The organism is Xenorhabdus japonica, from assembly GCF_900115195.1.
In the GTDB taxonomy this organism is placed as follows: Bacteria; Pseudomonadota; Gammaproteobacteria; order Enterobacterales; family Enterobacteriaceae; genus Xenorhabdus; species Xenorhabdus japonica.
This window is the reverse complement of sequence record NZ_FOVO01000002.1, coordinates 1-14721: the sequence shown is the minus strand read 5'-3', so window position 1 is coordinate 14721 and position 14721 is coordinate 1. Positions and strand designations below refer to the sequence as shown.

The window sequence follows — 14721 nt, the reverse complement described above, 5'->3', positions numbered from 1 at the left end:
GTATAAAATATGAATGATAGCCACATGTAACATTTCATGGAGTGAATTTCTCATACAGATGAGCAAATTACAAAAACAAGGATAAAAACGACAAAAAGCCAGGTGGCGGCAAACTACCTGTTTAACAATTCGAAATTTATCCCCTTCATCTTTCAAGCAAAGACCTGAAACAATTTGGGGGATAATCATTCAAAGATACACTAAATCATTCGCCCAGAATGTTAACCAGTTCTGCGCTAACTTCTGTTACTTGACGAGTACCATCAAGTTTGAAGTATTCTGTGTTACTAGCCTGTGCTTCTTTCTGATAGTAAGAAACCAAAGGTTCAGTTTGTGCGTGGTATTCGACCAGACGTTTACGAACCGTATCTTCCTGATCATCTTTACGGATAGTCAGTTCTTCGCCAGTGGCATCATCTTTGTTTTCCACTTTTGGTGGATTGAATTTGATATGATAAACACGACCGGATGGCGCATGCACACGACGACCAATAATACGTTCAACGATAATTTCATCAGGAACATCAAATTCCAGAACATAATCGACTTTGATACCCGCTTCTTTCATGGCATCAGCCTGAGGAATGGTACGCGGGAACCCATCCAACAAGAAGCCATTGTGACAATCATCTTGTTTGATGCGCTCTTTAACCAAAGCAATGACCAACTCATCAGTCACCAGTTGACCATTATCCATCAACTCTTTTGCTTGTAAACCCAATTTGCTGCCAGCTTTTACTGCAGCACGCAGCATGTCACCAGTAGAAATTTGGGGAATCCCATATTTCTCCATGATAAATTGTGCCTGAGTCCCCTTACCGGCGCCTGGGGCGCCTAGCAGAATAATACGCATTGCGTAAATCCCCTTGCTATTTACTTTTCGTATTTAAAAAAACGCACCACCATACCATTTGAATAGGGGTGGCTCAAGAAAACAGGTAAACGTTTTCGCATTCACCAAAAAATAAACCACGCTCTATTTTTCGTTGAAGCGTGGTTTTTATCATTATTTCAAAGATTTTAAGCTTTTTCAGCTAATAATAGTTGATTCATTCGACGAATAAATTGGTTTGGATCATCCAATGTGCCACGTTCAGCAAATAATGCTTGGTCCAGCAACAATTCTACCCAATCAGCAAATTGAACATCATCATCAATGTCAGCTGCTTTTTTAACCAGAACGTGTTCAGGATTCAGCTCAAAGTTATAACTTACTTCTGGTGCGGACTGACCTGCAGCCGCAAACAACTTCGCCATTTGAGTACTCATTGCATTGGCATCGGTTGTTACGATAGCCGGAGTCTCTGTCAGACGATGAGTTAGCTTAACTTCTTTCACTCGCTCACCCAGTAGAGCCTTCACGCGCTCAACAAATGGCTCCAGTTTTTTGTCTGCTTCTTCCTGCTCAGCTTTGTTTTCATCCGCCAGTTTGTCGAGGGATTCATCAGCCTTGCTGACAGATTGGAGTGATTTGCCATCAAATTCTGTCAGGTAGCTCATCATCCACTCGTCAATACGGTCAGACAGCAATAGAACTTCAATGCCTTTCTTGCGGAACAGCTCCAAGTGTGGACTATTCTTCGCCGCAGCATAACTATCTGCAGTAATGAAATAAATCTTCTCCTGCCCTTCTGCCATGCGGCTAACGTAATCTTCCAGAGAAACGGTTTGAGCGGAGTCATCATTGTGAGTCGTAGCAAAGCGCAGTAATTTAGCAATGGCTTCTTTATTTGCACTATCTTCGGCAGGCCCTTCTTTCATCACCAAGCCGAACTGTTGCCAGAAGGTCTGATATTTTTCTGCGTCGTCTTTCGCCAGTTTATCCAACATTTGCAACACTCGTTTGGTCAGCGCACTGCGCAGGTTACGAGTGATTGTACTATCTTGCAAAATTTCGCGGGAAACGTTCAATGGCAGGTCGTTGGAATCAATCAGACCACGGACAAAGCGCAGGTAATTTGGCATGAACTGCTCAGCTTCATCCATGATGAACACACGCTGTACATATAGTTTCAGTCCATGCTTATGTTCACGGTTCCACATGTCCCAAGGTGCCTGAGAAGGAATATACAGCAGGCTGGTGTACTCTTGCTTACCTTCAACTCGGTTATGACTCCAAATCAGAGAGTTTGTAAAGTCATGGGAGATATGTTTATAAAACTCTTGATACTCTTCATCACTGATTTCAGCTTTACCACGAGTCCACAAGGCTTGAGCCTTGTTAATTTTTTCCCATGTAACGGTAACCGAGTCGTCTTCTTCGTTTTTAGTCTGGGTTTCAATTTCAACCGGCAAAGCAATGTGATCAGAATATTTACCAATGATAGAACGCAGACGCCAGTCATTGAGGAATTCGCTTTCTTCATCGCGCAGATGTAGAGTAATTTCTGTACCACGCTCTGATTTTTCAATATCAGCAACAGTGTAATCACCTTCTCCTGTTGATTCCCAGAATACACCTTGTTCAACTGGAGTTCCTGCTGCACGAGTACGTACAGTAACTTTGTCCGCAACGATAAATGCAGAGTAAAAGCCGACACCGAATTGACCAATTAATTGACTGTCTTTTACTTGATCAGAACCAATGGATTCAAGAAATGCTTTAGTACCAGATTTTGCAATCGTTCCCAGATTATCAATCACTTCATCACGGGACATGCCGATACCATTATCGCTGATGGTGATGGTTTTTTGTTCGCCATTAACAGCTAAACGCACACGCAATTCACCATCATTTTCATACAGCTCAGGCGCGGACAATGCACGGAAACGCAATTTGTCAGCAGCATCAGATGCGTTTGAAATCAGTTCACGGAGAAAAATTTCTTTGTTGGAATAGAGAGAATGGATCATCAATTGCAACAGTTGCTTAACTTCAGACTGAAATCCACGGGTTTCCTGACCTTTCATGCTCATTTATTACCTCAATCTAAATCTAGTTCAGATATGTAAAATCGGACGATGATAATCAAATGGGGATAGATACGGGAAGTTTCAAGTTAAGATAACAAGAAGAATGTAAAATTAGTTTGATGAGCGAGTAAATAAACTATGGATGGCAGTATAATCAGTACCATCCATCGATGTCACTTATCTTAATTTGGAAGATAAATCACAAATCAGTGATTTTTTGACGGCCAGCCAGTGAATGAGAAAGCGTTGTTCCATCCACCATTTCAAGCTCCCCCCCCACAGGGACACCATGAGCAATTCGGCTGGCTGTCACACCATATTGAAAGCATATTTCTGCAATATAGTTTGCCGTTGCCTCTCCTTCGACAGTTGGATTGGTTGCCAGAATGATTTCTGACAAGGTTTCAGAAGATAAACGTTCTTCTAAACGATCCAAACCAATATCCATTGGCCCAATGCCATCCAACGGCGATAAATGCCCCATTAGGACAAAGTAACGCCCCGTAAACTGGCCAGTTTGTTCGATGGCATGAATATCCGCAGGGCTTTCTACTACACAGATCTGACCATTCTGCCGACGACGGGGGTTAGTGCAAATCGTACATTGTTCCTGTTCCGTGAATGTCCGGCAATCCCGACAGTGCCCAATTTCAGACATGGCTCGCGTTAGTGCCTGTGCCAATCGCATTCCACCACTGCGATCTCTCTGCAATAGATGGAATGCCATCCGCTGCGCAGATTTGGGGCCTACGCCGGGCAAACAGCGCAGGGATTCCATCAGAGATTCAAGAAGAGGACTGGTTTGCATTAGAATGGCATCTTAAATCCAGGCGGTAATTGCATTCCGCTGGAAACATTGGCCATTTTTTCTTTCTGGGTTTCCTCAATGCGGCGAGCTGCATCATTGAATGCCGCAGCAATCAGATCTTCCAGCATATCTTTGTCGTCGTCCATTAAACTTGGATCGATTTCAACACGACGGCAGTTATGTGCGCCATTAATAGTAATTTTTACCAGTCCTGCACCAGATTCACCTGTAACTTCCAGATTTGCAATTTCTTCCTGCATTTTCTGCATCTTGTCTTGCATCTGCTGGGCCTGTTTCATCAAATTACCCAAACCACCTTTACCAAACATAATTCTCTCTCTTCGCTATAGCCACAGCATAAAAATACACTATGGCAATTAAACAGGCCGGATACTCTCTTCATCCAATTCCGCATCGAATAGTTGCTGAAGTGTTTGAATCGTTTTATCCGAAATAATGGATTGACGCGCTTGTGCCAATTTTTCTTCATAAATGGCTTGTCGCCACTCCAGCGGCGTTTTTACCGCAGGATTATCATCTTCAATGATATTGAGTTCAATAGGTTTTCCATATAACTCACTTAATGCTTCAGTCAATACTTTCTGAGCCGATGCTGAATTAAGATGGCATTGCTTTGAACGTAAATGCAGACAAAGGCGATTTTCATCAACCTGTTCTTTAAACGCATTCAGTGCTACCTGCTGAACCAATTTTGGAATATGCAGTTTATCAATTTCCGCAGCCCATGAATCTCTTTGTTTCGATTCAATGGTCAGCTTTTCTACCAATTCTGTTGTCTTCTCATGCTCCAGCGCCGCTTTGATCGCTTTCGGTGTCGCAGTCGAACGCGGCTTTTCCTCCCCAGCATTCGTTGCCCGCCAGCGATAAGCTTCTTTTTTTACTGGTTTAGGTTCCTGTTTTTTAGGGACATAAGATTGAGGCCGTTGCTCTGCTACCGCCACCAGTCGCTCTAACGCCGAACTTGCCGGCTTAGCCTTCGCAGACTCTGCCGGCTCAGGCTTTTTTGGTGGTGTATTTCCTTGGCGATTCAGCGAATTTCTCGCTTGCAATAGTTTCGCTGTTGGGCTGTTTGCAGAGGATTCATTACCCAGTAGCTGAGGCATTTTTTGCTCAGGACGTTCGTTTCCTGCATTATTATTTGAGGACAGATGACCTGAGGAAAACTGAGCCGGAGGTTGTGCTACAGGCACTACTTCAATTGGTGATACGAGATTTTCCACAGTAGATGGTGACGTTTCCTCAATGACAGTTTTTGGGTGAAAGGCTAAAGCTCGCAATAATGCCATTTCCACTCCCATCCGCCGTTCTGGTGCATAAGGAAGCTCTTTGCGCCCTACCAGCAGCGCTTGATAATAAAGCTGCAAATCAGTCGGAGAGATTGATCTGGCCAGCAAACGCAACCGCCCTTCCGTTGAAGAAGGCTCGTTTTCAGGTTGCTGAGGCAATAACTGGAGCATGGCAATACGGTGCAACAGCGATAATGTTTCAACCAGCAAGTTTTCCCAATCCACACCGCGAGAGGCCACTTGCTCCACCAGAGCCATCATTTGTTGACCATCTGCACGCACCAACGATTCAATCATCGCCAATGGTTGATCATCATCCAGCGTTCCCAACATCTGGCTAACAATATCCGATGTTAGCTTTCCTCCACCAAGAGCAATGGCTTGATCCGTTAAACTCAAGGCATCACGCATACTGCCATCCGCAGCACGGGCAAGAAGTTGACGAGCACGAACATCGCTTTCTATTTGTTCTGCATTAAGGATATGCTCCAATTGACTACTGATTTGATTCACATCAAGTACTTTCAAGTGAAATTGCAAACAGCGTGAAAGAATAGTCACTGGCAGTTTCTGTGGATCTGTCGTTGCCAAAAGGAATTTCACATGCTCTGGAGGCTCTTCCAATGTTTTCAATAATGCATTGAAACTATGGCGAGAAAGCATGTGAACTTCATCAATAAGGTAAACTTTGAAACGCCCTCGAGCGGGCGCATACTGGACATTGTCCAATAACTCACGGGTATCTTCTACTTTTGTGCGGGAAGCCGCGTCGATTTCAATCAGATCAACAAACCGACCCTGTTCAATTTCAAGACAGTTCGCACACTGGCCACACGGAGTCTTTGTTATACCTGTTTCGCAATTCAGTCCTTTTGCCAACAGACGTGCAATAGTAGTTTTCCCAACACCACGAGTACCGGAAAAAAGATAAGCGTGATGGAGGCGTTGGTGTGCAAGACCATTAGCCAACGCAGTCAGCACATGTTGCTGACCAATCACATCAGAAAATATTTGTGGGCGCCACTTACGGGCGAGTACCTGATAGCTCATAAGTACCGAAGAAATTGAACATGACTGCCTATCATGCTAGCACAGCCTCACCATTAACGGCGAGGCTGATGTATCATTAATGCAAAAAACAGAATAATCAGTGGCCGGGAAATTCAACGATCGTGTAGCAGTCAACGCCTTGTTTTTTCAAACGCTCAGTACCACCTAAATCCGGTAACCCAATGATAAATGCAGCTTCGGAAACTTGACCACTCAAACGACGAATCAAGCGTACCGTCGCGTCAATGGTGCCACCAGTTGCAAGCAGGTCATCAATAACCAGAACTTTATCTCCTTCGTTGATGCTGCTTTTATGAATTTCCAGAGTATCTGTACCATATTCCAGATCGTAAGTTTCGCTCAGTGTTTCACGCGGTAATTTACCTTTTTTACGAACAGGAACGAAACCAACCCCCAGCCGCAATGCAACAGGAGCTCCGAATAAGAAACCACGTGCTTCAGTACCAACAATTTTCGTGATGCCCTTATCCTGATAGTGAGCCACCAATAGATCTATTGTAGCTTGGTAGGCTGCTGGATTATCAAGCAATGTGGTAATGTCACGAAAAAGTATTCCCGCCTTTGGATAATCAGGGATTGTTTCGATACTATCTTTAATTAATTGCAGTATTTGTGCGTTAGCGGTCATAATTGATGCCAGCTAGGTTATAAAAAGAAAACGGTAAAATCTATTCAAACTACCGAAAAAAAGCAACTGCAAGATAAGTTGCTGCTTATATTTTATTGAATTAAATCAAGATTCACACCTGCCACATTCGGTGTCATTACAACCGAATATGCTAAGCTAATTAAAATGGGCTTTGACAAACAGATTATTAATGATAATGAGATGCTGATGGGCATACAAAATTTATTAAGTGCGCTTGAAAAACAAATCAGTATTCTGGAAAAAGATCTCGCTTTACTGCCAGACATCCCTTTTTCCACCGCTCGTTTTGATCAAGCACTATTCCACCACAACAGCAATAAACTCGGTGGGTATATGCAAGAAATCAGACAAAATATGGAACAATTGAAAATCTGTGTAAGCGATTATCGTACTAAGCAAGTGAAATTCCTTGCCGAGCGTTTAGTAACACAAATCGAGGCACTTAAACGCGAAATATCAACTCAATCGCTGCGAAAACAGGAAGATAAATTTGAGCGCCTATCACAAGAACGGGATCTTTACCAACGTCTGGCAGAACATCAGGATTATGAGCGTCGATTAATTGCAATGATCGATGACAGAGAATTACAGTTAAGCACACAAATGACACTTACCAATCAGCATAAACTGCAAAGAGAAATAGCCGCTTTAGCTGGCAGACTCGCCCGCTGTCGTCAAGCATTAATGCGGATCGAGAAATCGATAGAAAAGCAAGAAAATTCAGATTAATCACAAGGGGAATAAAACCAACTATGACTCTGGAACAAGCGCCGCCGGAAGTGCAACTCGCCGTAGATCTTATTTATTTGCTTGAATATAACGAAGTTCCTCCTGCTATCGCATTGGCAGCATTAGACATCGTCAAACATGATCTTCAAGAAAAATTGGAAAAACAGCCCCCGTAGTCTGAGGAATAAGCAGGATTAACACTTATCCCTCTCAGACTACATATCTAAGCAAAAAACAGCTTAAACAAAAGACAGAATAGAAAATGGATTCCATGACATTTGCTCCTGTATTCAAGACTCGTTTTCTTTTTTGTTCCGCAAATGGTGGCTGTATTTTAGTGTATCTATGAAACTATCCACCAAATGAGCAGACTGTTCTTGAATATTAAAACTGTCCGGTGAGAATGACCAGTTATCCAGTAATCCTGTCATTAATGCTCTCAACATAATGGCTGAACGCCTAAGGTCAAGATCATAAGGCAGTTCCCCTGATTGAATGCAATCAGCTAACATTTTTTCAATCTTCTTGTAATCGGAAATACATATTTCCCTAATTTCCTCTACTAACGAAGATATTTCTCCAACGAATTCACATTTATGGAAAAAAATTTCCATTAATTGGCGGATTTGAGAATCATCAATTACCATTCGTAACATAGAAATCAATAAATATCTCAAAGCAATAAGTGGATTATCCGGATATTTTGATTGATACTCTTTCTCTAGTTCGTCTATTTTGTGCTCTGGCATTCTGCAAACAACAGAAAGTAGATCCGTTTTATTTTTAAAATGCCAGTAAATTGCTCCGCGCGTTACACCTGCGGCAATTGCGATATCGGATAGTGAGGTAGCTGAAATGCCTCTCTTAGAGAAAGTCTTTATCGCAGCTTCTATGATTTTCTGACGAGTTTGGTTTGCTTGCTGTTTAGTTTTTCGTGCCATTTTAGTGCCATAAACTTTATTTTTGACTGAGGCTGATTTACATACATTCATGTATGTTTGTATTATAGCACCCTTAATCAATGAAGTAATGATTTCACTTGTCAGATTAGAGAATCAATATTGAAAAATTGAGGTTTACTTATGCGAAAGAACAGGAGAGTTTTGCCTCTGGCTACATTACTGGTAATTTCAGGCAATTTCATTCTTTCAGGATGTAATGACAATAAAAATACACAGCAAGGGGCCGCTGGTCAGCATGTTCCTGAAGTTGGTATCGTAACGCTGAAGGCAGAACCTCTAACGGTTATCACAGAATTACCGGGCCGTACATCGGCTTATCGTGTTGCTGAGGTTCGTCCCCAAGTCGGCGGTATCATACTGAAACGTAACTATAAAGAAGGAAGTGATGTTGCTGCTGGGGAGTCATTATACCAAATAGATTCAGCAACTTATCAAACAGAGTATAGTAAAGCCAAAGCAAGTCTGGCCAGATCACAAGCCAACGAGAACGTTTCCCGCTTAACCGTTGAACGTTATCAGTCCTTACTGGGCACACAATATGTGAGTAAGCAGGAATTTGATAAAGCAAATTCAGATTATGCTCAGGCAAAAGCAGATGTTGAATCCTCTAAGGCTGCGTTAGAAAGTTCCAGAATCAACCTGGCATACACCAAAGTGACATCTCCTATTTCTGGGCGTGCGGGTAAGTCCACCGTCACAGAAGGAGCACTGGTTTCTGCGGGTCAGCCAACAGCCCTAACAATTGTTCAGCAGTTAGACCCTATCTATGTTGACATCACTCAATCTAGTGACGACTACCTGCGATTCAAAAATGAAATTGCAAAAGGAACAGTTCAAAAAGAGAGTAAAAAAACCAAAATCCGCCTAATAACTGACGCTGGGCAAGAATACAGTCGAGAAGGTTACCTTGAGTTTTCTGACGTGGCGGTTGACGAAACAACCGGCTCTATTACTATGCGAGCCGTGTTCCCAAACCCGAATGAAGAATTACTCCCGGGTATGTTTGTCCGCACCAAGCTGGAAGAAGGTGTGCGCAAAAATACGATTTTGGTTCCTCAGCAAGCTATTAGCAGAACACCTCGTGGTCAGGCAACCACACTGATTGTGAATAAAGATAATAAAGTAGAATTGCGCAATATCAATGCTACTCAGGCAATCGGTGACAAATGGCTGGTAGCAGATGGTCTGAAAACTGGGGATAGAGTAATCGTCACAGGATTACAGAAAATAGCACCGGGAATAACAGTTAAGCCAACGGAAACAGATCTGAACGCCAAGCCTACGGCTAATCAAGATGAATCTGCAAAAAAGCCTCAATAAGGAGTCGGTGATTCATGCCTAAGTTTTTTATCGAACGGCCAATTTTTGCATGGGTGATAGCGATCATCACCATGCTATCTGGCCTGCTGGCAATCATGAAATTACCCGTGGAGCAATACCCCGCAATTGCCCCACCTGCTATTTCTATTTCAGCAGTTTACCCGGGAGCTGACGCGACAACAGTACAAAATACTGTAACACAAATTATCGAACAGAATATGAATGGCATCGATAATCTAGTGTATATGTCTTCTAGTAGCGATTCTGCGGGCCATATGAATATCACGCTGACCTTTGAAGCGAACACAAATCCAGATGTCGCGCAAGTTCAGGTTCAAAATAAACTGCAATTGGCGATGCCACTGTTGCCTCAAGAAGTTCAGCAACAAGGTGTCAGTGTTGATAAAACCACCAGTTCATTTTTGATGGTGGCCGGTTTCATCTCTCAAGACGGTTCCATGACTCAAGATGACATCGCCGACTATGTCGGGGCTAGTGTCAAAGATAACTTGAGCCGTGTTACTGGCGTAGGAGAAACAACACTCTTCGGCACACAGTATGCCATGCGTATTTGGCTCGATCCTGACAAATTGCTCAACTATAAAATATCTACTCAGGATATTATTAGTGCAATCAAGGCACAAAACAATCAGGTTGCAGCCGGGCAATTAGGAGGAACGCCACCTGTTCCAGGGCAGCGTTTAAATGCGTCGATAATTGCACAAACTCGTCTGAATTCAACAAAAGAATTCGGCAATATTTTGTTGCGCATGAATCCTGATGGTTCACAAATTCGCTTGCATGATGTTGCTACCATTGAATTGGGCGCTGAAAATTACAGTATTATTGGCCGCTTTAACGGCAAACCTTCAGCGGGAGTTGGTATCAAACTGGCAACAGGTGCCAATGCATTGAATACCTCCAAAGCAGTCAAAGAAGCACTGACTGAGATGGAACCTTTCTTCCCTCGAGGGTTGGCGGTTGTTTATCCATATGACACCACACCTTTCGTCAAAATTTCTATTTTTGAAGTGGTAAAAACATTAGCAGAAGCCATCCTGTTGGTGTTTATCGTCATGTACCTGTTCCTGCAAAACTTCCGGGCCACCTTGATCCCAACTATTGCGGTTCCGGTTGTACTGCTTGGTACATTTGCCATTCTTGCTGCATTTGGCTACTCCATCAATACATTAACCATGTTTGCCATGGTACTTGCCATAGGTCTGCTCGTGGATGATGCCATTGTTGTGGTGGAAAACGTCGAACGAGTCATGCAGGAAGAGGGACTATCACCGAAAGAAGCCACCAAAAAATCGATGGGGCAGATACAGAGTGCTCTGGTTGGTATCGCGCTAGTGCTTTCTGCTGTATTTGTACCAATGGCATTCTTCGGAGGTGCAACAGGAGCGATTTACCGCCAGTTCTCAATCACTATCGTTTCAGCAATGATACTGTCTGTTCTGGTGGCCTTAATCCTGACTCCTGCACTGTGCGCGACGATGCTCAAACCTGTTGCCAAAGGCAGCCATGGAACTCATACAGGATTCTTTGGCTGGTTTAACCGCCTGTTTGAAAAGAGCACACACCACTACACTGATAGTATCGGTCAGATGTTACGTGGCACAGGGCGCTACTTGGTGATCTATGTCATATTGATCGCTGGCATGGGCTGGATATTTAAAAATCTGCCCTCCTCTTTCCTGCCAGAAGAAGATCAGGGTGTTTTATTAGCAATGGTTCAATTACCATCTGGCTCAACTCAGGAGCAAACACAAAAGGTATTGGATCAAATTAATGATTACTTCTATACCAAAGAAAAAGATGTTGTTAAATCTGTGTTTACAGTTAATGGTTTTGGTTTGGGTGGTCAAGGGCAAAATACTGGTCTGGCATTTATCAGCTTAAAAGATTGGGTGCAACGTAAGGAGCAGAAAGACAAGGTTCCAGCTATTGTTGACCGAGCAAACGCTAATTTTGCTCAAATCAAGGAAAGTATCGTCTTTGCGTTTAATATACCTTCAATTGTAGAGTTGGGTTCTGCCACCGGTTTTGATTTCCAATTGATTGATAAAGGAAATCTGGGACATGAAGCATTGACAGCAGCACGCAACCAATTGCTTGGTATGGTTGCACAACATCCAGAAATGCTGACGAGTGTTCGCCCCAATGGGCAAAATGACACACAGCAATATCGCATTAATATCGATAAGGAAAAAGCAGAAGCACTGGGTGTATCTATGACTAATATCAACTCAACTTTGAGTACGATGTTTGGTGGTGCTTACATCAATGACTTTATCGACCGAGGTCGTGTCAAAAAAGTCTATATCCAAGCGGATGCTCCTTTCCGTATGTTGCCAAGCGATATCAGCAAGTTGTATGTCCGTAACTACCGTGGCCAAATGGTACCGTTTTCTGCGTTCATAGATGTATCAAAAGAGCCGTGGGTTTATGGTTCACCGCGCCTAGAACGCTATAATGGTCTCCCTTCTATGGAAATTGTGGGTGAAGCAGCTCATGGACAAAGTACTGGTGATGCAATGGCTCTTATGGAGCAACTAGCATCACAGCTACCCCCTGGAATTGGCTATGACTGGACTGGAATGTCTTATCAAGAACGTCTGTCCGGTAATCAGGCTCCAGCTCTGTATGCACTGTCATTGATCGTTGTATTCCTTTGTCTGGCAGCGTTATATGAAAGCTGGTCTGTTCCGTTCTCGGTCATGCTAGTCGTCCCTCTGGGGATTATCGGTGCATTACTGGCAACATCAATGCGTGGACTGGATAATGATGTTTACTTTAAGGTTGGTTTATTGACTACCATCGGGTTGTCAGCGAAAAATGCCATCCTTATCGTAGAATTCGCTAAGGATTTGATAGAGAAAGAAGGAAAAGGGTTAATAGAAGCAACACTTGATGCTGCCAGAATGCGTTTGCGCCCAATCCTGATGACTTCTTTAGCCTTTATGCTTGGAGTTATGCCTCTGGTACTGAGTAATGGTGCAGGTTCCGGTGCACAAAATGCCGTGGGAACGGGAGTATTGGGTGGTATGATTGCTGCTACATCATTAGCAATTTATTTTGTCCCTGTGTTTTTCGTTGTCATTAAGAGGCGGTTCTCGAAGAAAAATGAGGAAATTGAACATATCTCAACCCCTCACTAAATTTAACTACAAAAGGCCACATGAGTGGCCTTTTAAAATGGGTAAAAAATTCTTCAAACAACAAATTACAATATCTAAGTTAAAATTCATCCATAGTCTAATTAAAATAAATACTTATGAAAAACAGGTTACGTTTAAAAAAGTAACATCTTCCTGTTTTTTATAATAAACAGAAGATAAATTAGCAATTTTCCTTGTTTTTCTCTTGATCATACCGTTAATGGTAAAAAATTTTCCATCTTGATGGTGACATATGTAATAATGGCACTATATTGATTTTGAAAGTCGTAATATAATCGCCTATAATGACTCGTGTGCTATTGCTACAACATCTACTGTCTTAGTATAATTCTATATATCTACAAAATATGTAGATATGGGTACTCTGCGTAGTAGAGAGCTAGCACTTGGCAGAAACGTAAAACAAAGCTTTAATATTAATAAATAATAATCATGTTTTGATAGGCTCTATTCTATAATAATGAGCATGTATAAGCTCATTTATAAACCTTAGGTCAAATAAGCTATATGTCATTTACGGAGGTGATTATGGACGAATATTCACCAAGAAGACATGATGCTGCTGAATTAAAATACTTATGTGAAATTTAATTCATGAGGCTCTACCCTGAATCACACTGATAATCACTGGATTTACGATCTGGCTTCTGAGAAAAGCTTAAAACTAAACAAGTTGATTGGACACATTGCAGCTATTGTCTGGAGCTCTAAAATTAAATACTCAGACAACTACATTCTAAGTGTCTTAATTGATAATTATCTAGATGAAACATATAATTTGTTTGAAAATGATAATATAAGTTTTATTGAACTTACAAAGTAGCAAAAAACAAATGAAATGAACAGTTAACTTAGATTCTGTTACATGATTTGACTGCTCCTTTAAGCAAAACCTAATAAATATATTTCTAACTATTTTTTATTCCCAAGAAGATAAGGCGACTATGACTAAAACTGACTATCTGATGCGTTTGAGAAAATGCACTTCTATTGAAACACTGGAACGTGTAATTGAAAAAAATAAATATGAACTTTCGGATGATGAACTTGAGTTGTTCTACTCCGCGGCTGACCACCGTTTAGCTGAGCTTACCATGAATAAACTTTATGATAAAATCCCATCATCTGTTTGGAAGTTTGTCCGCTAAGTTGTAGTGTTCAGATAGAAAGTGACTAAGCCGGTAACTATTATCGGCTAACAGTATGATAACAATTTTGAAACTGGTGAGGGCTCTGCCAGCGACATCCCGGCACACACATCCCTTGCTATGGCTGCTTCTTTCCAGACCTGACCAAGTTAACAAGTTAGCGTTGCGGGAGAACCAACAGAGCCCCCATTGACGTTAGCTTCAAATTTCGAAGCGGTGGTCATTATCTTTCAATCATTATGAAATAGCAAGGAAACGTCATTTGAATGCTGGTTTATTGCTCATTTCGTTGCAAAAACCATCAAAATAGAAATTTTGGCACTGAAAATGCCTACGTCTACTACCTGATCTTTAATCATTCTACTATCTAATGATTTTGCTTAATGAAATGCATTTAGCATTTTTTTAAACCTGAAATTTTTTCCAACTTTTTCAAGTTAGTAACTCATAGTAGACGAGAGGACGTAACATACAGAAGCAAACAAATGCAACAATAAATACATTTAATAATATTAATTAATCATTGTTTTATCACTTGGATTCGCATGATAGGTGCAATTTCTGAAAAAGGTGGTCAGTTGCTATAGTAGGCATCTTTCTCGCCAAAGGAAAATGCGCTATGGCCTATA

At 41.9% G+C, this 14721-nt stretch carries 14 protein-coding genes and 1 other RNA gene; 7 read left to right on the top strand and 8 right to left on the bottom strand.

All coding sequences use genetic code 11. The features are described from left to right. Nucleotides 1-205: 205 nt before the first annotated feature. The 6 genes from adk to apt all read right to left on the bottom strand — a co-directional run bounded on the left by adk (nucleotide 206) and on the right by apt (nucleotide 6727). On the bottom strand, nucleotides 206-853 hold the full coding sequence (adk, locus tag BM135_RS01055) for an adenylate kinase (protein ID WP_092517016.1): 648 nt from the start codon (nucleotides 851-853) through the stop codon (nucleotides 206-208). A gap of 167 nt (nucleotides 854-1020) precedes the next feature. Beyond that, nucleotides 1021-2910 (bottom strand): molecular chaperone HtpG, encoded by a 1890-nt coding sequence (htpG, locus tag BM135_RS01050; protein WP_175485886.1) that lies wholly within the window; start codon nucleotides 2908-2910, stop codon nucleotides 1021-1023. 202 nt (nucleotides 2911-3112) lie between these two features. Beyond that, nucleotides 3113-3721: a recombination mediator RecR gene (recR, locus tag BM135_RS01045; RefSeq protein WP_092517012.1), complete on the bottom strand. Its 609-nt coding sequence runs from the start codon at nucleotides 3719-3721 to the stop codon at nucleotides 3113-3115. Further along, entirely contained in the window at nucleotides 3721-4050 is a 330-nt protein-coding gene (locus BM135_RS01040) for a YbaB/EbfC family nucleoid-associated protein (protein ID WP_092517010.1), read from the bottom strand. Before BM135_RS01040 ends, recR begins: the two co-directional genes overlap by 1 nt. A 48-nt stretch (nucleotides 4051-4098) precedes the next feature. Beyond that, a complete protein-coding gene (gene dnaX / locus BM135_RS01035; RefSeq protein ID WP_092517008.1) occupies nucleotides 4099-6078 on the bottom strand; it encodes a DNA polymerase III subunit gamma/tau in 1980 nt (659 codons plus the stop codon). A gap of 97 nt (nucleotides 6079-6175) precedes the next feature. Beyond that, nucleotides 6176-6727, bottom strand: coding sequence for an adenine phosphoribosyltransferase (gene apt / locus BM135_RS01030; RefSeq protein ID WP_092517006.1), 552 nt, complete (start codon nucleotides 6725-6727; stop codon nucleotides 6176-6178). Nucleotides 6728-6934: 207 nt separating this feature from the next. Between apt and priC the strand changes: the two genes are divergently transcribed. Together priC and rsmS are read left to right on the top strand one after the other, a co-directional pair. Then, entirely contained in the window at nucleotides 6935-7477 is a 543-nt protein-coding gene (gene priC / locus BM135_RS01025) for a primosomal replication protein PriC (protein ID WP_092517293.1), read from the top strand. Between the two features lie 23 nt (nucleotides 7478-7500). Continuing rightward, on the top strand, nucleotides 7501-7653 hold the full coding sequence (gene rsmS / locus BM135_RS01020) for a pleiotropic regulatory protein RsmS (protein WP_092517004.1): 153 nt from the start codon (nucleotides 7501-7503) through the stop codon (nucleotides 7651-7653). A gap of 114 nt (nucleotides 7654-7767) precedes the next feature. Here the strand turns inward: rsmS and acrR are convergent, their stop codons facing one another. Further along, on the bottom strand, nucleotides 7768-8418 hold the full coding sequence (acrR, locus tag BM135_RS01015) for a multidrug efflux transporter transcriptional repressor AcrR (RefSeq protein WP_139204064.1): 651 nt from the start codon (nucleotides 8416-8418) through the stop codon (nucleotides 7768-7770). 141 nt (nucleotides 8419-8559) lie between these two features. Here acrR and BM135_RS01010 point away from each other — a divergent pair, with 141 nt between their 5' ends. From BM135_RS01010 to BM135_RS00995, 5 genes are all read left to right on the top strand, one after another. Next, nucleotides 8560-9759 carry an efflux RND transporter periplasmic adaptor subunit gene (locus BM135_RS01010; RefSeq protein WP_092517000.1) on the top strand — a complete coding sequence of 400 codons (1200 nt, stop codon included), beginning with the start codon at nucleotides 8560-8562 and terminating at the stop codon, nucleotides 9757-9759. 14 nt (nucleotides 9760-9773) lie between these two features. Further along, entirely contained in the window at nucleotides 9774-12923 is a 3150-nt protein-coding gene (locus BM135_RS01005; RefSeq protein WP_092516999.1) for an efflux RND transporter permease subunit, read from the top strand. Between the two features lie 528 nt (nucleotides 12924-13451). Continuing rightward, the gene (locus BM135_RS17855) at nucleotides 13452-13535 is read left to right on the top strand and encodes a hypothetical protein (protein ID WP_422646145.1); all 84 of its coding nucleotides are present in this window, start codon (nucleotides 13452-13454) and stop codon (nucleotides 13533-13535) included. Between the two features lie 16 nt (nucleotides 13536-13551). After that, a complete protein-coding gene (locus BM135_RS17800; RefSeq protein ID WP_422646144.1) occupies nucleotides 13552-13767 on the top strand; it encodes a hypothetical protein in 216 nt (71 codons plus the stop codon). Nucleotides 13768-13888: 121 nt separating this feature from the next. Beyond that, nucleotides 13889-14092: an HHA domain-containing protein gene (locus BM135_RS00995; protein WP_010845060.1), complete on the top strand. Its 204-nt coding sequence runs from the start codon at nucleotides 13889-13891 to the stop codon at nucleotides 14090-14092. Nucleotides 14093-14175: 83 nt separating this feature from the next. Here BM135_RS00995 and ffs read toward each other — a convergent pair. Then, nucleotides 14176-14272, bottom strand: an RNA gene (gene ffs / locus BM135_RS00990) — signal recognition particle sRNA small type. Between the last annotated feature and the right edge of the window lie 449 nt (nucleotides 14273-14721).